Origin of the sequence: Rhodococcus sp. IEGM 1306 (genome assembly GCF_036541985.1) — a bacterium.
Classification (GTDB): Bacteria; Actinomycetota; Actinomycetes; order Mycobacteriales; family Mycobacteriaceae; genus Rhodococcus_F; species Rhodococcus_F qingshengii.
In genome coordinates, this window is record NZ_JAZHFF010000001.1 from 1256957 (window position 1) to 1276486 (window position 19530).

General features: G+C 63.0%; 20 protein-coding genes. 17 read left to right on the plus strand and 3 right to left on the minus strand.

Annotated elements, in window-relative coordinates; all coding sequences use genetic code 11:
- The first annotated feature begins 78 nt into the window (after positions 1-78).
- The 5 genes from fdxA to V3587_RS06220 all read left to right on the plus strand — a co-directional run bounded on the left by fdxA (position 79) and on the right by V3587_RS06220 (position 5495).
- Positions 79-402: a ferredoxin gene (gene fdxA, locus V3587_RS06200; protein ID WP_003945248.1), complete on the plus strand. Its 324-nt coding sequence runs from the start codon at positions 79-81 to the stop codon at positions 400-402.
- A gap of 5 nt (positions 403-407) precedes the next feature.
- Positions 408-1511, plus strand: a complete 1104-nt coding sequence (dapC, locus tag V3587_RS06205) for a succinyldiaminopimelate transaminase (protein ID WP_003945226.1) — start codon at positions 408-410, stop codon at positions 1509-1511.
- A gap of 63 nt (positions 1512-1574) precedes the next feature.
- Positions 1575-2255, plus strand: a complete 681-nt coding sequence (locus V3587_RS06210) for a rhomboid family intramembrane serine protease (protein WP_218747578.1) — start codon at positions 1575-1577, stop codon at positions 2253-2255.
- Positions 2256-2267: 12 nt separating this feature from the next.
- Positions 2268-3680 carry an acyl-CoA synthetase gene (locus V3587_RS06215; RefSeq protein ID WP_269612954.1) on the plus strand — a complete coding sequence of 471 codons (1413 nt, stop codon included), beginning with the start codon at positions 2268-2270 and terminating at the stop codon, positions 3678-3680.
- A gap of 213 nt (positions 3681-3893) precedes the next feature.
- Positions 3894-5495 (plus strand): substrate-binding and VWA domain-containing protein, encoded by a 1602-nt coding sequence (locus tag V3587_RS06220; RefSeq protein ID WP_269612956.1) that lies wholly within the window; start codon positions 3894-3896, stop codon positions 5493-5495.
- Here V3587_RS06220 and V3587_RS06225 read toward each other — a convergent pair.
- Entirely contained in the window at positions 5492-6712 is a 1221-nt protein-coding gene (locus tag V3587_RS06225) for an HNH endonuclease (RefSeq protein ID WP_230691683.1), read from the minus strand. The genes V3587_RS06220 and V3587_RS06225 overlap by 4 nt on opposite strands.
- 211 nt (positions 6713-6923) lie before the next feature.
- Between V3587_RS06225 and V3587_RS06230 the strand changes: the two genes are divergently transcribed.
- Together V3587_RS06230 and V3587_RS06235 are read left to right on the plus strand one after the other, a co-directional pair.
- A complete protein-coding gene (locus tag V3587_RS06230; protein WP_204855545.1) occupies positions 6924-7928 on the plus strand; it encodes an ABC transporter ATP-binding protein in 1005 nt (334 codons plus the stop codon).
- A complete protein-coding gene (locus V3587_RS06235) occupies positions 7928-8686 on the plus strand; it encodes an ABC transporter permease (protein WP_283376217.1) in 759 nt (252 codons plus the stop codon). Before V3587_RS06230 ends, V3587_RS06235 begins: the two co-directional genes overlap by 1 nt.
- A gap of 9 nt (positions 8687-8695) precedes the next feature.
- Here the strand turns inward: V3587_RS06235 and V3587_RS06240 are convergent, their stop codons facing one another.
- Positions 8696-10078, minus strand: a complete 1383-nt coding sequence (locus tag V3587_RS06240; protein ID WP_003945184.1) for an amino acid permease — start codon at positions 10076-10078, stop codon at positions 8696-8698.
- On the minus strand, positions 10078-11031 hold the full coding sequence (gene dapD, locus V3587_RS06245; protein ID WP_019749368.1) for a 2,3,4,5-tetrahydropyridine-2,6-dicarboxylate N-succinyltransferase: 954 nt from the start codon (positions 11029-11031) through the stop codon (positions 10078-10080). Before dapD ends, V3587_RS06240 begins: the two co-directional genes overlap by 1 nt.
- Before the next feature lie 49 nt (positions 11032-11080).
- On the opposite strand from dapD, the gene dapE reads away from it, so the two are divergent.
- The 10 genes from dapE to V3587_RS06295 all read left to right on the plus strand — a co-directional run bounded on the left by dapE (position 11081) and on the right by V3587_RS06295 (position 19530).
- Complete coding sequence (dapE, locus tag V3587_RS06250) at positions 11081-12151, plus strand: succinyl-diaminopimelate desuccinylase (RefSeq protein WP_030536946.1); 1071 nt, start codon at positions 11081-11083, stop codon at positions 12149-12151.
- Between the two features lie 16 nt (positions 12152-12167).
- Positions 12168-12971 carry a TIGR00730 family Rossman fold protein gene (locus V3587_RS06255; protein WP_003945176.1) on the plus strand — a complete coding sequence of 268 codons (804 nt, stop codon included), beginning with the start codon at positions 12168-12170 and terminating at the stop codon, positions 12969-12971.
- Positions 12965-13522 (plus strand): TIGR00730 family Rossman fold protein, encoded by a 558-nt coding sequence (locus tag V3587_RS06260; protein ID WP_003945191.1) that lies wholly within the window; start codon positions 12965-12967, stop codon positions 13520-13522. Before V3587_RS06255 ends, V3587_RS06260 begins: the two co-directional genes overlap by 7 nt.
- A gap of 112 nt (positions 13523-13634) precedes the next feature.
- Positions 13635-15407 carry a long-chain-acyl-CoA synthetase gene (locus V3587_RS06265; RefSeq protein WP_283376218.1) on the plus strand — a complete coding sequence of 591 codons (1773 nt, stop codon included), beginning with the start codon at positions 13635-13637 and terminating at the stop codon, positions 15405-15407.
- A 30-nt stretch (positions 15408-15437) separates the two neighbouring features.
- Positions 15438-16337 (plus strand): dihydropteroate synthase, encoded by a 900-nt coding sequence (gene folP, locus V3587_RS06270; protein WP_050656816.1) that lies wholly within the window; start codon positions 15438-15440, stop codon positions 16335-16337.
- Entirely contained in the window at positions 16334-17275 is a 942-nt protein-coding gene (locus V3587_RS06275; protein ID WP_003945188.1) for a glucosyl-3-phosphoglycerate synthase, read from the plus strand. Before folP ends, V3587_RS06275 begins: the two co-directional genes overlap by 4 nt.
- 32 nt (positions 17276-17307) lie before the next feature.
- Positions 17308-17685 carry a DivIVA domain-containing protein gene (locus V3587_RS06280; RefSeq protein ID WP_003945181.1) on the plus strand — a complete coding sequence of 126 codons (378 nt, stop codon included), beginning with the start codon at positions 17308-17310 and terminating at the stop codon, positions 17683-17685.
- Positions 17685-18254, plus strand: coding sequence for a DNA-3-methyladenine glycosylase I (locus V3587_RS06285; protein ID WP_003945189.1), 570 nt, complete (start codon positions 17685-17687; stop codon positions 18252-18254). The genes V3587_RS06280 and V3587_RS06285 overlap by 1 nt, the downstream gene beginning before the upstream one ends.
- A 151-nt stretch (positions 18255-18405) precedes the next feature.
- Positions 18406-18573, plus strand: a complete 168-nt coding sequence (locus tag V3587_RS06290; protein WP_003945169.1) for a DUF3117 domain-containing protein — start codon at positions 18406-18408, stop codon at positions 18571-18573.
- Positions 18574-18690: 117 nt separating this feature from the next.
- Positions 18691-19530 carry a putative RNA methyltransferase gene (locus tag V3587_RS06295; protein ID WP_007736089.1) on the plus strand — a complete coding sequence of 280 codons (840 nt, stop codon included), beginning with the start codon at positions 18691-18693 and terminating at the stop codon, positions 19528-19530.

Here is a 19530-nt window from a genome sequence, read left to right on the forward strand (position 1 = left end):
GAGTCGTATCGGATTTTCGGCCCCTTGCAACTGCGTGTTGCGGCGGCGATGCACGACAGGAAGGCAGGGAGATCGGCAGTGACCTACACGATTGCTGAACCGTGTGTAGATGTGATGGACAAGGCGTGCATCGAAGAATGCCCTGTCGACTGCATCTACGAGGGTGGACGCATGCTTTACATCCACCCCGACGAGTGTGTCGACTGCGGCGCGTGTGAGCCTGTCTGTCCCGTCGAAGCCATCTTCTACGAAGACGACGTCCCGGACCAGTGGAACGCGTACATCAGCACCAACGTCGATTTCTTCGACGATCTCGGCTCACCGGGTGGAGCGGCCAAGCTCGGCAAGGTCGACTACGACACGCCGTTCATCAAGGCGCTGCCTCCCATGGGTGAGGAATAGAGATCTTGTCTCGTACTCCGGTGGCCGCTGGGCTTCCTGATTTTCCGTGGGATTCGCTTGCCGATGTCACGGCGAAGGCGCACTCTCATCCCGACGGCATCGTGAACCTGTCCGTGGGGACGCCGGTGGATCCGGTGGACCCGGTGATTCAGGAGGCTCTGGCCTCTGTTGCCGAGGTGCCCGGATACCCGACGACTCATGGCACGCTCGCGCTTCGCGAGGCCGTGGCGGAGTCACTGGATCGCCGCTACAACATTCCCGACGTCGATCCGGCAGCGGTGCTGCCGGCCATCGGTACCAAGGAAATGATCGCGTGGCTGCCGAAATTGCTCGGTCTCGGAGCCGACGATCTGGTAGTCATTCCGGAGTTGGCGTACCCGACGTACGAGGTCGCAGCGAAACTGGCAGGTGCTCGCGTCCTGCGCGCCGACGGCTTGAACAAGCTCGGTCCCGAGTCGGCGGCGATGATCTTCGTGAACTCGCCCTCGAATCCCACCGGCAAGGTGCTCGGCCTCGAGCACTTGCAGAAGGTCGTGGCCTGGGCGCGCGAGCGCGGCGCCATTGTCGTCTCCGACGAGTGCTACCTCGGATTGACGTGGGAAGCGGATGCGCTCTCCATTCTCGATCCTCGTGTCAACGACGGTGATCTGACCGGTTTGCTTGCGGTCCACTCACTTTCGAAGACGTCCAATCTCGCGAGCTATCGCGCCGGGTTCGTCACCGGTGATCCGGCTCTGGTGTCGGAACTGCTCGAGGTGCGCAAGCACGCGGGCATGATCCTGCCGCTACCGATCCAGGCGGCGATGACCGCAGCCTTGGGCGACGACCAACACGAGAACATCCAGCGCGAGCGGTACCGCGAGCGTCGTAGTGTGTTGATCGAAGCTGTTCGAGGCGCCGGATTCACCGTCGACAATTCCGAGGCAGGTCTGTACCTCTGGGCGACGCGCGGCGAGGAATGTCGAGCGACGGTCAGTTGGTTCGCCGATCGTGGGATCCTCGTTGCCCCCGGTGAGTTCTACGGACCGAGCGGGAGCAAGCACGTGCGGATCGCGCTCACTGCAACAGACGAACGAATCGCTGCGGCAGCAAAGCGCCTCTCCGCCTGAATCGTGTGCTTCCCAGGTGTCAGGTTCCCTGATGTCGGTATCGGTCCGATGTAAGGTCGCGCTGTGACCACCTCAGGGACCGGCGGCTTGGACGCGGTACTGATTGTCGCCGTCGTTGTTGCCTCGATCGCGCTGATGCTCGCGTGGCTGAAGGATCGTCGAATATTCGGAGACCTACCTCTTTCGGCCGTTGTGCTTTGGCTCGTGGTGGCAGTGCCGTCAATTTTGCAGGCGCTGATGCCGGGACTGTTGGACATGTTTCGCCGTGATCCCACGTTGATCCGCGACGGTCAGTGGTGGCGGATTCTGACGTCGGTGTTCGTCCAGGACGGCGGCCTTGCCGGGACGGTTGCCAACCTTCTCACGTTGGCAGTGGTGGCGCCGCCTGCTTTTCGGCTCTGGGGCGCCGCACGTGGCTGGGCTCTCTTCCTGCTCGGTCAACTGTTGTTCGGTTTGCTCACCACCGCAGTCTTCCCGTCGACCGGCGCAGGCAACTCCGGTGCCACGCTTGCTCTGGCAGCGGCGGCCGCGGGGATCGGCGTTCTGGTGCGCCCGCGAATGCCTGAGATTGTTCTGACGGTCGTGATTGTCGTCGGCGGCGCAACATTGGTGACGGTCGACGACGCACACGGATTCGCGGTGCTTTCCGGGGCGCTCTTGGGGGCTGCGCTGGTGACGCTGTTCCCTCCGCACTCGATGGACGCGCGTCGGGCAGGAGAAAGTTTGCGACCATCCGCGCTGTGAGATGCTGTCGTGGTGCTGCTGAGATCCTTGAACCCCCTTGCTGTTGCCCGCGGTGACGACCTCGACGACGCCGTGACGATCGGTGACACGGTTCTCTCGCGGAGTGCCATTCTCGGTGCCGCGACCTCGGTCGCGGAGCGAGTGGCGCAGGCCGATCGGGTTGCCGTATTGGCAACTCCCACAGCAAAAACGATTCTCGCCGTCGTTGGGGCGTTGATTGCCGGCGTCACCGTGGTGCCGGTCCCGCCGGACTCGGGGAAGGCTGAGCGAGAGCACATTCTGCGTGACTCCGGTGCCCAGGCGTGGCTCGGCGAAACGGACGACCACTGCGAAGGTCTGCCCGTGGTTCCCGTCCGATTGCACGCTCGCTCGTGGCACAGCTATCCCGAACCGGCACCGCAGTCCACAGCATTCGTCCTGTACACGTCCGGAACTACCGGCCCACCGAAGGGCGTTCTGCTCAGTCGCTCGGCTATCGCAGCCGGGCTCGACGCGCTCGCCGAGGCCTGGGACTGGACGTGGCGAGACACCCTCGTACACGGGCTTCCGCTCTTCCACGTGCACGGACTGATTCTCGGAATCCTCGGCCCCCTCCGGATCGGCAGCCGGGTGATCCACACCGTCAAGCCGACGCCGGAAAACTACGCAAGGGCCAAAGGCTCCCTCTACTTCGGTGTCCCCACCGTCTGGTCGCGTATCGCCGAAGACGAAGAAGCTGCCCGCGCGTTGTCCGGTGCCCGACTTCTGGTCTCCGGTAGTGCGCCGCTTCCCGTGCCTGTCTTCGAAAAGCTGCGGGAGCGAACAGGATTGACGCTCATCGAGCGTTACGGCATGAGTGAGACGATGCTGACCCTGAGCACGCGTTTCGACGGCGAGCGACGCCCGGGGTGGGTCGGCGTGCCGCTGCGCGGAGTCGAGACTCGTCTTCGTGACGAGAAGGGCAACGATGTGCCGCACGACGGCGAGAGTATCGGCGGCCTACAGGTACGTGGGCCGATGCTTTTCGACGGCTACTTGAACCGTCCGGACGCAACCGCCGAGTCCTGGACGGAGGACGGCTACTTCAAGACCGGTGACGTCGCCGTCATCGACGAGGGTGGGTTCCACCGAATCGTCGGCCGCGAATCCATCGACTTGATCAAATCCGGTGGATTCAGAGTCGGCGCCGGCGAGATCGAGACCGCCATCCTCGGGCACCCTTCGGTGTCCGAAGTTGCGGTGATCGGTGTCCCCGACGCCGATCTGGGGCAACGGATCATCGCCGTCGTAGTCCGTAAGCCCGGGACTCCCGAGGTCACCGAAGCCGAATTGGTCGAGTTGGTCGGGGCGGAGTTGTCGGCGCACAAGCGTCCCCGTGAGGTTCGATTTGCCGAGACTCTGCCACGTAACGCGATGGGCAAGGTTCAGAAGCGTGAGCTGCTCTAGGCAGGTCAGTTTGCTGAAAAGTCGCTGCGACGCTTGAAGGTTCGTGAATTCGGCCGGCCTGTCCCGAAATGTGGGCTCGCCGGTTCTCCGACGATTCAGCGCTAGTTGGAATTTCTGTGTTCTTGGCTACACTACCGCCCGGTAGGGACAGTTCCAGTCGCGCGCATACCGTCGGTATGCCTGAGTGCGAGTGGCCTCGGAAGGGCAGATTTCATGGCGGGCGGACGGCATTCGAGTCCTGACAGCGGGCGGTCGATCGGGTTCTACGCAGTGGGTGGGTTGGTTGCCGTCGCGGTAGTCGCCACCGGGGTGGTGGTCTTCAAGGCAACACAGTCCGATTCCTGCGAGAGCGTCGACGAGTACTCGCTGGCAGCGGATCCTGCGATCGCGCCGGCAGTCACGGAGATCCTCGCAGAATCGTCGCCGGAGCAGACAGGCTGTTCACGGATCACGGTCACCTCTGCGCTGCCCGGGGACGTTGCGGGAACTTTAGGTAAGGGCGTGGACGCTCCGGACATGTGGATACCGGATTCGACAGCGTGGGTCGGCAAAGCTGCATTGACGGCCAAGGGGCCGGTTGCTGCCGCGGGAGGTTCGATCGCCACCTCGCCTGTCGTTCTCGCCTCCGGCGGTGGCGAACAGTTTGCCAGTTGGCTCACGGCGCTTCAGGTTCCCGACCTGGCGTTGGGCAATCCGTTGTTCACAGGGGTTGCGTCGGCGCCCATTCTCGGAGCTCTCGCGGAGACCGGGGCCACCTCCGAATCCGTTCGAGCGGCACTCGTACCCCATGCGCAAGCGGAGAGTGTTCGTACCGAAGATCAGCCGGTAGGACAGAAGATGCTCACCGAATTGGTCAGCTCCGGAAAGGTCGGTGTTTCGACCGAGCAACAGGTCGTCGAGTTCACGAAGGCTGAGTCGAAGATTTCCGCGACAGTACCGGCGACGGGAACCATGATCATGGATTACCCCCTGGTGGTCAGTGCTTCGGCACCGGACCGGCACTACGCCGCAGCCAAGAAGGGTGACGCCATCGCCGAGCTGTTGCACAGTGAATCTGCTCAGGAAGTGCTGACGCGCAGCGGGTTCCGTACTTCCGGCGGTGGAGCCGTCGAAGGTGGAGTCGGTGACGTCACGGCACTGACCGTGTCCGAACAGTCGGTGGCCGATCAAACGCTGGGCGCTTGGGCTCTGATGGCCAAGCCGATCCGGACACTCGTTGCGATCGACGTGTCTGCGTCGATGGACTACCCGGCGGCAGGCGGCAAGACGCGCATGCAGTTGACCACTGCTGCTGCTCTGGCCGGCAATCAGGTCTTCCCAGACAGCGTCGCTGCCGGTCTCTGGGCGTTTTCCCAAGGTATGAACGGAACCCAGGACTTCCAGGAATTGGTGCCGATCAGGCGCTACGACACGATCGTCGACGGTGTGACTCAACGAAAGTTGATGGCAGATCAGGCGAACCGGCTCACCGAACTCAAACGTGGCGCCACAGGTTTGTACGACACGACGCTGGCCGCATTCCGTAAGGTTCAGGAATCGTACGATCCGCGAGCAGTCAACAGCGTCATCATCTTGACCGACGGCGCAAACGAAGATCCTGACAGCATCAGCCGTGAACAGTTGCTCGATGTTCTTGCACGCGAGCAGGATCCGGCGCGTCCGGTCATCATCGTCACCATCGGCATCACCGATGACGCAGATGCGGCGGCGCTCGCCGATATCTCCCGCGTGACGGGCGGTTCGACGTACATCGCTCGTGACCCCTCGGAGATTTCCGAGGTGTTCGTGAACGCATTGGCTCACCGAGGAACTTAGGCCGCATCCGGACTGGTCCAGGGTGCCGGAAGTGGCGGAGCCTCAGACGAATACCGGTGCCCGGTAGGTGTCGTTGTGGTGAAGGTGTGCCGGTTACCTGGTACAGGTTCGGCAGTCCAGTCCGAGCCCTGTTTCGCGTAATTGCATGCCGCACACAACCCGGCACCGTTGGCTGCGCTGGTGAGGCCACCCCTCGAGTGATCGCGAATGTGGTCGCGGTGGCGAACCGGCGCGTCGCACCACGGAGTACGGCAGCTTCGATCACGGAGTTCGATCAATCGCGCCAACCCCTTCGGGAAGGTTCTCGCCGTGGATTCCATTGCGGTCAGTGCGCCCGTATCGGGGCGTGCGTAGAGCTTTCGGAGCGTTGCCACCGTTTCGGAGTCTTCGCTGGCCTTGGTGATCCATTCGCGTGCAATAGCGGCTGGTACAGGTCCGTACCCGTGGACGTACGCCGGGTCGGAATTTTCGCCCAACAATGACTGGTCGGAGACAACCAGATTCACGGTGACGGGTGTCGGTGTGGCGCGGCCGATTCCGGTAACTCGCTCGACCAGGAGATCAGCCATGATTTGCGCTCGGGTGCGCTTGTCCCCGCCGGCAAGTACGGAATCTGCGTCGCGCCTGAGCGTGGCGTGCACGGCGATACCTTCGGCCACGGGAAGAAATACATTGAGCCAGCACATCGTGTCGGGCGCAGGCCGTGACGTCACTCGTCTGTCTCCCACGGCTTTGCGTGCTCGTCTGGCAACACTGTCGGAGTCTATTTCGGCAGTGCGTGCGCGGATTCTTTGTGTCAGTTGGTGGTTGCCGCATCCGTCCAAGATTGCAGCGTCGCAGCAGAACTCGCGATCCAATGTAGCGCGATCCTGGGCGGTGAGACATGAAGTCTCGCGCATGAGGATCGTCGCTTGATGCTCACTGATGGAGCCGTCGACGAGTAGTCGAAGTGTGTGAGGCATCTCGTCGTTCAGTGCGCGGGCCAGGTTCAGATGCTGAGTTCCGAACCAAGCCGACTCTCGCCGTGCGAGGGCAATCTGCGCGTTGATTCCACGGCCTTGGTATGCGCGCGGCACTCCCCGTTCGCCGCGGTCGTTGCGGGTGAACGCGTCGAGATCGGCAGCCAGCAATGCCTGGGCACCAGCGCAACTGGCCTTCAACTCTTCCAATGCGCGCAGAAGATCCACGCGTGCTGCGTTGTCGATGGATCGATCCATGCTGGCGAGTGATGCCCGGAATTGTCCGATGGTCTCTTCGGATATCGCCTGTTTGGATATGGCCTGTTCAGATACTTGCGTCGTCACTTTTACCCCCCGGTAGTGTCGAACATACATTCGATACTAGCCTCGACAGCGAACGGACGCAACGCCTTTCTCTGTTGGCGTCTGAAAGTTCCGACAGTTCGGTTTTCGTGGTTGACTGGTCCTCATGATCGAGCTGAGGGGATTGACCAAGGTTTACGGACCGACGAAAGCGGTGGACGATTTGTCGTTCACGGTCAAGCCGGGCATCGTGACGGGCTTTCTGGGCCCGAACGGTGCTGGTAAGTCGACGACGATGCGGATGATCCTGGGTTTGGATCAGCCGACGTCGGGTGCGGCGTTGATCGAGGGCAAGCCGTACCGGGAGCTCAAGACGCCGTTGCGGACGGTGGGTGCGTTGTTGGATGCGAAGTGGGTGCACCCCAATCGCAGTGCGCGGGCGCATCTGCAGTGGATGGCTGCTTCGAACGGGATCCCGAAGTCCCGCGTCGACGAGGTGCTCGGGTTGGTCGGGTTGTCCGAGGTGGCGGGTAAGAAGGCCGGCGGGTTCTCGTTGGGTATGTCGCAGCGTCTGGGGTTGGCGGGTGCGTTGTTGGGGGATCCGAAGGTGTTGTTGTTCGACGAGCCGGTCAACGGTCTCGATCCGGAGGGCATCGTCTGGATTCGTAAGTTCATGCAGCGGTTGGCGGCCGAGGGCCGCACGGTGCTGGTGTCGAGTCACCTTCTGTCGGAGATGGCGCTCACGGCGGAGCAGTTGGTGGTGATCGGTCGGGGTCGGTTGATTTCGGATTCGACGGTGGCGGAGTTCGTGGATCGTTCGTCGGAGTCGACGGTGCGGGTGCGTAGTCCTCAGCTCGATGCGTTGCGCAGTGTGTTGCTCTCGCAGGGGTTGACGGTGCGTGAGGACGGTTCCGGTGTTGCCCCGGCATTGGTGGTGGTGGATTCGACCACTGATGTGATCGGTGGGTTGGCTGGTTCGCAGGGGATCGTGTTGTACGAGTTGGCTTCTCAGCAGGGGTCGCTCGAGGATGCGTTCATGAAGTTGACCGGGGACGATGTCCAGTACCACGCATCCGGTATCGATCCGGGTGTCGGTGCACACCACGCAAATACACAGCAGGCAAACACGCAGCAGGCAAACACGCAGCAGGCTATGGGAGGTGCACTGTAATGGCTGTTCTCAGTGCTGAACGTATCAAGATCACCACGACCAAGTCGCCGCTGTGGTGCACGATCATCATCATCGTGCTCGGGTTGGGACTCGCTACCGTTTTCGGACTGAGCGCCAAGTCGTCGCTCAGCAACCCCAACGGTGCAATGATGCCGACAGTTTCGGGGGCACTCAGTGGAGTGACCGGCTTCGGTGTGTTGGTTCTGATGATCATGGCGGCTCTCGCGATCACCAGCGAATATCGTTTCGGGACCATCCGCACCACCTTCCAGGCGGTTCCGAACCGCGCCTCGGTGCTCGTCGCCAAAGCGGGCCTCATCGGTGGGTTCGGAGCGGTGCTGACTCTCGTGTTGTCGTTCGGCGCCTTCGCCCTCACGAAGGCCACATCAGGTGACGCCGGAAGATTCCTGACTCTGTCCGGCGACGAGAACTGGTGGGTCGTCTACGGAACACCGATCTACGCGTTCTTCTGCGTAGTTCTAGCAGTCGGAGTGGGCACGTTGCTCCGGCAGTCTGCAGGTGCGATCGCGCTTCTGCTGTTGTGGCCCTTGCTGATCGAGAATCTTTTCAACCTGTTCGGAAGTATCGGCGAGAAGATCATGCCGTTCCTGCCGTTCATGAACGCCAACAACTTTCTCGGTTCCAGCGGTGGCGTCGATTTCCACTGGGGACCCTGGGGCAGCCTGATCTACTTCGCCCTCTTCGTGCTCGTCGTATTCGGTCTCAGCATCGTCGTCGTGAACAGGCGGGATGCATAGGCACACGGATCAGACGGGCTGATTCTGCTTACGCCAACGGGCGTTCAGGAAACCCAATGCCGCGATCACGAGGAACAACACGGTGGTCGAGATCAACTGTGCACGGGCATCGGCGTCGAAGAGCATGAGGACGACGAACACACCGAGCATCGCGAGTGTCGCGTAGCTCAGATACGGGAACAGCCACATCCGAACCGTCAGCTTGCCCGACGCTTCGAGTTGTTTTCGCAGTCGCAGATGCGAGACGACGATGAAGATCCAGATGACCAGCAGCGCAGCGCCGACTGCGTTGAGCAGGATGCCGAGCAGGTCGTCGGGGAGCAGCCAGTTGAGCAGGACGCTGACGAAGCCGAAGAACACCGACAGCAGAACGGCATTGGTCGGAACTCCGGTGCTCGACAGTTTCGCCATGAAGGCGGGTCCGTCGCCGCGGCGCGAAAGTGAGAACGCCATGCGAGAGGTGCCGTAGATGTTGGCGTTGAAGGCGGAAAGCAACGCCACTACTACGACGAGTTCCATGAACCCGGCAACGCCTGGAATGTTCGCCTTGTTCAGGACGGCCACAAACGGGCCGCTCTCGAGTTCGGGGTCGTTCCAGGGCAGCACCAGAACCATGATCGAGATGGCGCCGATGTAGAAGACGCTGATGCGCCACACGACGCTCCGGACAGCGACGGCGATGGAGCGTTCCGGATTCTCGGATTCGGCTGCGGCGATGGTGACGATCTCGATCCCACCGAAGGCGAATGCCACGACGAGAAGTCCTGCGGCTATGCCGGACAATCCATTGGGCATGAAGCCGCCCTGCCCGAACAGATTGCTCGTACCGACCGGGTCGGTATCGGGGAGGATGCCGAACACCAGCAGGACACCGATGATCAGGAAGCCGATGATGACGGTGACTTTGATTGCGGCGAACCAGAACTCGAACTCACCGAAGTTGCTGACTTTCGCCAGGTTCACCACGGCGAAGAACACCACGAAAACCAGGGCGACAACCCATTGCGGGATCGACGGCACCCAGTCGTTCACGATCGCCGAAGCCCCGGTGATCTCGGCGCCCAGCACCATGATCAGCATGAACCAGTAGAGCCAGCCCATCACGAAGCCGGCCCACTCGCCGATCCCCAGGCGCGCGTAGTGAGAGAAGGAACCGCTGGCCGGGATCGCGGCGCCCATCTCGCCGAGCATGCGCATCACGAACACCACGACGGCGCCCGCAAGGATGTAGGAGATCAGGACGGCCGGCCCGGCCTTGGCGATACCGACGCCGGTTCCGAGGAACAGGCCGGCGCCGATGGCCGAGCCCAAGCCCATCATCGTCAGATGGCGGACCTTGAGACCGTGGCCGAGAGCAGTGGTTGTTCCGTCGGAGACGTCGGTGCTACTCATCAGTCGTTAGCGTGCAAAGCAGCGTTCAGTTCGACGCCGGTGCCCTTCCACGGCACGACCTCGACGGCACCCGAGACCGAGTTACGACGGAAGAGAAGGTTCGACTTGCCGCTCAGTTCCTTGGCCTTGACGACGGTTCCGTCCGGGCCGGTGACCTTGGTGCCGGCGGTGACGTAGAGGCCCGCTTCGAGGACGCAGTCGTCGCCGAGCGAAATGCCGAGGCCGGCGTTTGCGCCGAGGAGGCAGCGCTTGCCGAGGGAGATCGTTTCCTTGCCTCCACCGGAGAGGGTGCCCATGATCGAGGCGCCGCCGCCCACATCGGATCCGTCGTCGACGACGACGCCCGCGGAGATGCGGCCTTCGACCATCGAGTTGCCGAGGGTTCCGGCGTTGAAGTTGACGAAGCCCTCGTGCATGACGGTCGTTCCGCTGGCGAGGTGTGCACCGAGTCGGACACGGTCCGCGTCACCGATGCGAACTCCGGACGGCACGACGTAGTCGACCATGCGGGGGAACTTGTCGACGCTGAACACGGTCACGACGCCGCGGATGCGCAGACGCGAGCGAACCTGCTCGAAACCTTCGACGGCGCACGGGCCGAAGTTGGTCCACACGACGTTGCTGAGCAGGCCGAACTGGCCGTCGAGGTTGACACCATGGGGTGCGACGAGACGGTGCGAGAGGAGATGGAGGCGCAGGTAGACGTCATGTGCGTCGACCGGCGCCTTGGAGAGATCGGCGATGGTGGTGCGCACGACGACCTGCGATACCTCGCGAGCGTCGTCAGTGCCTGCCAGCAGTGCAAGATCGGAAGGAATATCTGTTCCCTCGACGTTCTCGGTACCGGTCTTGTCGAATGTTCCCAGCTCCGGTGCCGGGAACCAGGTGTCGAGGACGGTTCCGTCCGCGGTCACGTTGGCGATACCTACTGCTGTTGCTCCCTGTGCGCTCACGGGACTAGAGATTACTGGGTGGTGGGTGCACCGGCCTAGGCTGGTGCGTGTGAGCATCCTCGATCTTGCTTCGGACCCCATCGACTTGACGGCCGCCCTGGTCGACATCCCCAGCGTCTCGCACGACGAATCCGTCATTGCGCAGGCTGTCGAGGATGCGCTGCGTGAGCAGACTTCGGGCTTCGAGATCATCCGCAACGGCAATGCCGTGTTGGCGCGTACGTCGCGTGGTTTGCCCAGTCGGGTCATGCTCGCCGGACATCTGGATACGGTGCCGATCGCGGACAACGTTCCTTCGCGGCGTGACGGCGACATCCTGCACGGCTGCGGGACCGTGGACATGAAGTCGGGCGACGCGGTCTTCCTACACCTTGCGGCCACCATCGAGAACCTGGCCCACGATCTGACCCTCGTCTTCTACGACTGCGAAGAGATCGCCGCAACGTACAACGGCCTGGGACGGATCGAACGCGAGATCCCGCAATGGCTCGCGGCGGACGTCGCAATTCTCGGTGAGCCGACGGCCGGTTTCATCGAGGCCGGGTGCCAGGGCACGATGCGGGTTCGGTTGACGGCTTCGGGAACTCGCGCACATTCGGCCAGGTCCTGGCTGGGGGACAACGCCATTCACAAGTTCGGCGGTGCGTTGGAGCGGTTGTCGAGTTACCAGCCGCGCTCGGTCGACATCGACGGTTGCGGCTACCGCGAGGGCTTGTCGGCGGTGCGGATCTCCGGTGGCGTCGCCGGAAACGTCGTCCCGGACGAAGCCGAGATGGACGTCAATTTCCGATTCGCGCCCGATCGCAGCGAGGTACAAGCCGAGGCGCACGTGCGCGAAGTGTTCGACGGTCTGGGCCTCGGATTCGAGGTCACCGACTCCTCGCCCGGCGCGCTGCCCGGCTTGGCGAACCCGTCCGCTGCCGCCCTGATCGAGGCGGCCGGTGGTCAGTTCCGTGCGAAGTACGGGTGGACCGACGTGTCCAGGTTCTCGGCGCTCGGCATTCCTGCCGTGAACTACGGACCGGGTGATCCGAACCTCGCGCACAAGCGCGACGAGCACGTTCCGGTGCAGCAGATCACCGACGTCGCGGCCGTGCTGAGGAAGTATCTGTCGGCCTGACCGTTAGCCTTGCCGCATGGCACCAGAGAAGAATTCGGCTTCGAAGAAGCAGAGCTCGTCGATCAAGCACCGCGGGCCGGTTCAGCTTCGACGCAAGCGCAAGGACGAGAAGACCACGACGGATCAGCGCTTGCTCGACAAGCGCGGACCCACGGATTGGGTACACACCGATCCGTGGCGTGTGCTGCGTATCCAGAGCGAATTCATCGAAGGTTTCGGCGCACTCGCCGAGGTCCCGCGTGCGGTGACGGTGTTCGGTTCGGCCCGCACCACGGTCGATCATCCCGAGTACCAATCCGGGCGCGAGCTGGGAACGGCGTTGGCCGAGGCCGGGTACGCCGTCATCACCGGTGGTGGGCCAGGAGTGATGGAAGCTGCCAACCGCGGTTGCAGTGAGGCCGGCGGGTACTCGATCGGCCTCGGCATCGAGTTGCCGTTCGAGCAGGGACTCAACGAGTGGGTGGATCTCGGAATCAACTTCCGGTACTTCTTCGCACGCAAGACGATGTTCGTGAAGTACTCCCAGGCATTCATCTGCCTGCCGGGTGGCTTCGGAACACTCGACGAGCTGTTCGAGGCACTCACCCTGGTGCAGACCCACAAGGTCACGCGCTTCCCGATCGTCCTGTTCGGTACCGAGTACTGGTCCGGACTCGTCGATTGGATCCGCGGCACCCTCGAGCGTGACGGCAAGATTTCCGAAGGTGACGTGAACTTGCTGCACGTCACCGACAGTGTGGAAGAAGCAGTACGAATCGTCCTCAACGCCGACAAGGGCGTCGACGAGGCCGCAGATCTGGGGAAAGAAGAAGAATGGTGACCGATTCCGACAAGAAGTACTCGATCTGCGTCTACTGCGCGTCGGGTCCGGTGGACGAATCGTTCCTGGCGTTGGCTGCCGAGGTGGGAACCGCGATCGGTCGACGCGGATGGCAGTTGGTCTCGGGTGGCGGCAACGTGTCGATGATGGGCGCTGTCGCCGAGTCCGCTCGCGCGGCGGGTGCCTGGACCGTCGGCGTCATCCCGAAGGCCTTGGTGCACAAGGAAGTTGCCGACGTCGATGCCGACGAGCTGATCGTCACGGACACCATGCGCGAACGCAAGAAGCTGATGGAAGACCACGCCGACGCGTTCATCACGCTGCCCGGCGGAATCGGGACGCTGGAAGAGTTGTTCGAGACGTGGACCGCCGGCTACCTGGGAATGCACGAGAAACCTGTCGTGATGCTCGATCCCGTCGGCCACTTCACTGGCCTGCTCGAGTGGTTGAACAAGCTCGACGGGACGGGCTTCGTCGGGCGTCAGGCGCTGGACACTCTGCTGGTGAGGACGGACGTCGAGGCCGCGCTCGACGCGTGCGTCAAATCCTGATCAGACGCTTGCGTGAAACCCTGACCTGGGGCATGGCGGGCTTTATTACCGTGCAGTAAGGTGGCCGCAGACTGGGCGGCCGAATGGGCGCCGGATACGTGTTAGGGGAGCCATGAGTTCGGAAGCCCGTTCGACCGTCGGCCTGCTCGATCTGGCGGCAAAACTGCCGTCGATGATCACCGAGGTGCCGATCCTGGCGCGGGGGGCCGCCGGGCTCACCCGTAAGCCTTCGGCCAAGGAATCGATCGGGTTGATCTTCCAGAAGGCCGCGCACGCGCACCCGTCGCGCCCGTTCATCCGGTTCGAGGGCCACGCGACCAGTTACGCGGAAGCCAACGAACTGGTGAACCGCTACGCGGGCGTTCTCCGTGGTCGAGGAGTCGACCGCGGAGACGTCGTCGGAGTGCTGGCAAAGAACACTCCCGAAGCGCTGTTGATCGCCTTGGCCGCGGTAAAACTCGGCGCGGCAGCGGGCATGCTGAACTACAACCAGCGCGACGACGTTCTGGCACACAGCCTTACGCTCCTCGACGCGCGGGTCCTGGTGGTCGCCGACGAGTGCGAAGAAGCCCTCGAATCGTTGCCCGCCGGATTTAGCGGACCGAACCAACTTCTCGTCAGCGAACTCGCGGATCTGGCGAAGACGGCTGATCCGTCCAACCCCGCGGTCACCGCCGAGGTGCTGGCAAAGGAGAAGGCGTTCTACATCTTCACCTCGGGCACCACCGGAATGCCCAAGGCCAGCTTGATGACTCACTTCCGTTGGTTGAAGTCGATGTCGGGGCTCGGGTTGATGGGCGTGCGCTTGCGCGGCTCGGACACCCTGTACTGCTGCCTGCCGCTCTACCACAACAACGCGTTGACGGTCTCGCTGTCCTCGGTGCTCGCGTCCGGTGCGACAATCGCGATCGGACGTCAGTTCTCGGCCTCGCGGTTCTGGGACGACATCGCACTCAACAAGGCGACCGCGTTCACCTACATCGGCGAACTGTGCCGCTATCTGCTCAACCAGCCGGTCAAGCCGACCGACAGCGACAATGCTGTTCGGCTGATGGTGGGTAACGGTCTGCGCCCTGAGATCTGGGCCGAATTCACCCAGCGGTTCGGCATACCCCGCGTCGCCGAGTTCTACGGTGCGAGCGAATGCAACATTGCGTTCGTCAACGCACTCAACGTCGACAAGACGGCCGGCATCTGCCCGTTGCCGCACGCCGTCGTGGAGTTCGACGAGGACACCGGAAAAGCGTTGCGTGGAGCCGACGGTCGACTCCGCAAGGTTTCCACGGGTCAGGTCGGACTCCTGCTGTCGAAGGTCACCGACCGGGCGCCTTTCGACGGTTACACCGACGAAGCGGCGAGCAACAGCAAACTGGTACGCGGCGGATTCAAGGACGACGACACCTGGTTCGACACCGGAGACCTGGTGCGCAAGCAGGGATGGGGCCACGTCGCCTTCGTCGACCGCCTCGGCGACACCTTCCGTTGGAAGGGCGAGAACGTTGCCACCACGGAGGTCGAGGGCGCACTGAGTTCGCACCCGGCCGTCGAGGAAGCAGTTGTCTACGGCGTCGAGATTCCGGGCACCGACGGTCGCGCGGGCATGGCGGCGGTCAAGCTGCGGGACGGTCAAAGCTTGGAGGGAAGTGAAGTCGCGGCACACCTATACGGCAAGCTCCCCAACTACGCGGTCCCGCTGTTCATCCGCATCGTCGACTCACTCGAACACACCAGCACTTTCAAGTCGCGCAAGGTGGAATTGCGCAACGAGGGCTACGACGTCGGCGCCGACACTCTGCACGTTCTCGAAGGCCGCGAGGGTGGTTACGTGGACTCGTACGACGAATACGTCGGAAAGGTCGCGGCGGGCTCGGTACCCAAGGGCTAGACCGAGTTCCGTCATGCCAGTATGAGTGGCATGTCTTCACTCCCCGGTTCTACCGCGCAGCCAGGTCCGGCGCCCACCCTGTGTGGGCGTCCGGTCGCGGTCGACCGTGCACTGGTGATGGCCATCGTCAACCGCACTCCCGATTCCTTCTACGACCAAGGCGCGACGTTCTCGGATTCGGCAGCGATGGCTGCCGTCGACAGGGCCGTCGACGAGGGCGCCGATCTGGTGGACATCGGGGGAGTGAAAGCTGGGCCCGGTGACCTCGTCGACGCCGACGAAGAGGTCAGGCGAGTCGTTCCGTTCGTCGCCGCGATCAGAGCCAAGTACCCCGAGCTGATCATCAGCGTCGACACCTGGCGGAGCGGCGTCGCGCGGTTGGCACGCGTCGAAGGCGCCGACCTGATCAACGACACGTGGGCGGGTGCGGATCCCGACCTCGTCCTGGTTGCTGCCGAGACTGGTGCCGGGATCGTCTGCTCGCACACGGGTGGCGCGGTTCCGCGCACCCGCCCGCATCGTGTCCGCTACGACGACGTCGTCGCAGATGTGGTCACCGAGGTCGTGTCGGCGGCAGAGCGCGCCCTGGCACTCGGGGTTCCGCGTGACGCGATCCTGATCGATCCCACCCACGATTTCGGTAAGAACACCTTTCACGGGCTCGAGTTGTTGCGGAAAGTGGACGTTCTTGTAAACACCGGGTGGCCAGTGCTGATGGCGCTGAGTAATAAGGACTTCATCGGGGAGACTCTTGGTGTGGAGCTTTCCGAGAGGTTGGAGGGAACATTGGCAGCGACAGCAATGGCCGCGGCGGGCGGCGCCCGGGTGTTCCGTGTTCACGAGGTGGCGTCCACCCGTCGAGTCGTCGACATGGTGGCCGCGATCCAGGGACGCCGTGCCCCGGTACGTACGGTTCGAGGTCTGGCATGAGCATCACTGGTGCGGGCCCGACCCGCGTATGGGCAGACGCCAACAGTTGGGACCATCCGAGTTGGACGGTCGCCGAGCTCGAACGGGCGAAGGGTGGCCGAACCGTCTCGGTGGTGTTGCCCGCACTCAACGAAGAGGACACCGTTGCCGCGGTGGTCGACACCATTCATCCGTTGCTCGGTGGCCTGGTCGACGAGTTGATCGTTCTCGATTCCGGTTCGACCGACAGAACCGCCGAGCGTGCTCGCGCTGCTGGAGCAACGGTGATCAGTCGTGAGAGCGCGGTCCCGTCCATCCCGCCGACTGCGGGCAAAGGTGAGGTGCTCTGGCGTTCGGTCGCCGCAACGACCGGCGATCTGATCGCATTCGTCGATTCCGATCTCATCAATCCCGATCCGGCGTTCGTGCCCAAACTGCTGGGGCCACTGCTCACGGTTGACGGCATCCATCTGGTGAAGGGCTACTACCGCCGTCCGCTGCGCGTGAGCGGCACGGAGGACGCCAACGGCGGCGGGCGAGTCACGGAATTGGTTGCGCGGCCCATGTTGGCCGCGCTGCGGCCGGAACTCACGTCGGTACTGCAACCGCTTGGCGGTGAATACGCGGGCACCCGTGAGCTGCTGTCCGCTGTCCCGTTTGCGCCCGGCTACGGCGTCGAGATCGGCCTTCTGCTCGACACGTACGACACGTTGGGGCTGGCGGCGATCGGTCAGGTCAATCTCGGTGTGCGCAAGCATCGCAACCGGCCGCTCGCCGACCTCGGTGTGATGAGCCGGCAGATCATCGGAACGATGCTCCGGCGGTGCGGGATCGAGGATTCGGGTGCCGGGTTGACCCAATTCCTGGTCGACGGCGATTCTTTCGTGCCCGAGACCACCGAGGTTTCGCTACTCGATCGACCCCCGATGAATTCGATAGTGCGCACCGCGGGGGTCTGACCGCTCACACTCGGGTATGGGAGTATCGGTCCATGATGACGATCCTCCTGTACCTGATTGTCATGGCACTGGTCGGCGCGATGATCTTCCTCGCCGCCAGTGCTGTGTTCGGGCGCTCGGAAGAGCTGCCGCCGCTGCCTCCTGGCACGACGGCGACCGTACTCCCGGCAGAGGACGTCACCGGGGCGGATGTCGACGCGCTGCGTTTTCAGCAGGTGCTGCGTGGCTACAAGGCGAGTGAAGTGGATTGGGCCCTGCATCGCCTCGGGTTGGAAATCGATTCTCTGCGTGCACAACTTGGCCGTGACGAGCGGTCTGAGGTCCTGGTGAAAGCGGATGCTCCGGCCAAGGCCGAAGCATCGCAGGAGGAGCCTGAGACCGTATCCGAATCGAAGGATTCCCAGGGCTGATGGCCGACGGACTCGTTCGGTGCGGCTGGGTGGTCGAGACGCCCGGCGACACGCTCTACCGCGACTATCACGACGAGGAGTGGGGGCGTCCGCTGCACGGGCGCGACGAACTGTTCGAACGACTCGCCCTCGAAGCATTCCAATCGGGACTTTCGTGGATCACGATTCTGCGCAAACGCGAGGCGTTCCGCGAAGCCTTCGACGGGTTCGATCCGGACAAGGTCGCAGCGTACGGAGTTGCGGATGTCGAGAGATTGCTCTCCGATGCCGCGATCGTCCGCAATCGCGCGAAGATCGAGGCGACGATTTCCAACGCCCGAGTGCTCGTGAATTCGCCCGATCTGGACCTCGATTCGTTACTCTGGTCGTTCTCGCCGCCTCGACGCACCAGAAGACTGACATCAATTGCAGAGGTTCCCGCGGTCACTCCCGAGTCGACTGCCATGGCTAAGGAACTCAAGCGGCGCGGGTTCAAGTTTGTGGGTCCTACCACGGCTTATGCGCTCATGCAGGCCACCGGAATGGTCGATGATCACGTGGCCGATTGCTGGGTTCCGGCGCAGGTGTGACGGACGACTGAACACCCCTAAATGTGACTCAGATTCCCGGTTCCCGCATCCATAGGGAACAATGGAGGGTACGAGCCTCGCTGATTGTTGGCGGGGCGCACCGTTAGTCGAGGCGCAGAGCAATGCAGCGCAGATCTGGAGGGAGCAGAGGATGGCGGCCATGAAGCCCCGGACCGGGGACGGTCCCCTCGAAGCAACCAAAGAGGGACGAGGAATCGTCATGCGGGTTCCACTCGAGGGTGGCGGACGCCTCGTCGTCGAGCTGACCCCGGATGAAGCTGCAGCGCTCGGTGTGGAACTCACGAACGTCACCAGCTAGTCGGGTCCAGGTTGTAGCAGTACGAACAACAGCACGTGATTGCACGCAGGCTCCGTATCCGTTTCGGTACGGGGCCTGAAGTGTGTGCGCACCGCCGGTAGCCGAAAGGACGGATCAATGCTTGCCGCCGTGATCGATCTTCTGTCCTGCCCGCAGTGTGCTGCTGATCTGGAATTGGTGGACGGCGCCGCCGAGTGCGACCGCGGACATCGATTCGATATCGCTCGTCAGGGTTACGTGAGCCTGATCAGTGGCGGTGCCACGAAGTTCACCGGCGACAGTGCCGAGATGATTGCCGCGCGTGCACGATTGCTCGGCGCCGGCCACTTCGGCCCGCTGATGGATGCCGTCACCCGGGCCTGCGCGACGACGGCGGGGTCGGACCCCGCGCGGATCGTCGAAATCGGCGCAGGCACAGGACAATACCTCGCACACGTCGTGGATTCGCTGCCTGATTCTCGGGCGATAGCCTTGGACGTGTCCAAGTTCGCGGCCCGGCGTGCCGCGAAGGTCCACGAAAGAATCGGTTCGATCGTCGCAGACGTCTGGCAACCACTACCCATTCGCGACGGAGCGCTCTCTCACGTGCTCTGTGTGTTCGCTCCTCGTAACGGTCCGCAGTCCCATCGAGTTCTCGCCGAAGACGGCGTTCTGGTGGTCCTGACGCCCACCGACAGGCATCTGCGCGAGCTGATCGACATTCTCGCGATGGTCCGGGTCGACGACCGCAAAGTGGAACGTCTCGAATCGTCGATGGCCGGATACTTCGAGCGTGTGAGTAGCGACGAGGTCGAGTTCACGATGTCACTCTCACACCAGGACGTCCTCGACTTGGTGGGGATGGGACCGTCGGCGAGACACCTGACGCCCGCTGATCTGGCTGCCGCCGTGGCGAAGCTGCCGCAGCCGAGCACCGTCACCGCGTCGGCGACGGTCTCGACCTATCGCAAGATCTGA